Source organism: Streptococcus sp. HMSC064D12, from assembly GCF_001837205.1.
GTDB classification, from domain to species: Bacteria; Bacillota; Bacilli; order Lactobacillales; family Streptococcaceae; genus Streptococcus; species Streptococcus salivarius_D.
The window spans coordinates 1-315 of the sequence record NZ_KV831711.1; the positions used below are offsets into that span (position 1 = coordinate 1).

Annotated in this window: 1 protein-coding gene; it reads left to right on the forward strand. The window is 32.7% G+C overall.

The window, feature by feature from the left end; genetic code table 11:
* Window positions 1-61 precede the first annotated feature (61 nt).
* On the forward strand, window positions 62-315 hold a 254-nt coding region (locus tag HMPREF2697_RS10000; RefSeq protein ID WP_142350065.1), incomplete at its 3' end, for a helix-turn-helix domain-containing protein.

A 315-nucleotide genomic window follows, 5' to 3' on the forward strand; every position in this document is an offset into this window, starting at 1 on the left:
TGATATGATACCTCTTAAGTAGACAAGGTAAATACCTAAAATCTACTTAAGAGGTATTTTTATGTCTAGAAGAGAAAGATTCACCCCATACGAGAAAGAACAAGCTTGTCTCGATTATATTAATGGAAATCGTTCCAGATCTGAAATATGTAACTGTCTCCATATTTCCACAAGGACGATTCAAGATTGGGCCGCCATCTATAAAAAATATGGGATTTTAGGATTCACAAAGAAAACAAAAAACAGTTCCTATTCAAAAGAATTTAAAATGGAACTTGTAGAAAAATGTATTAGTGGTGAGGCTTCATCTATTGA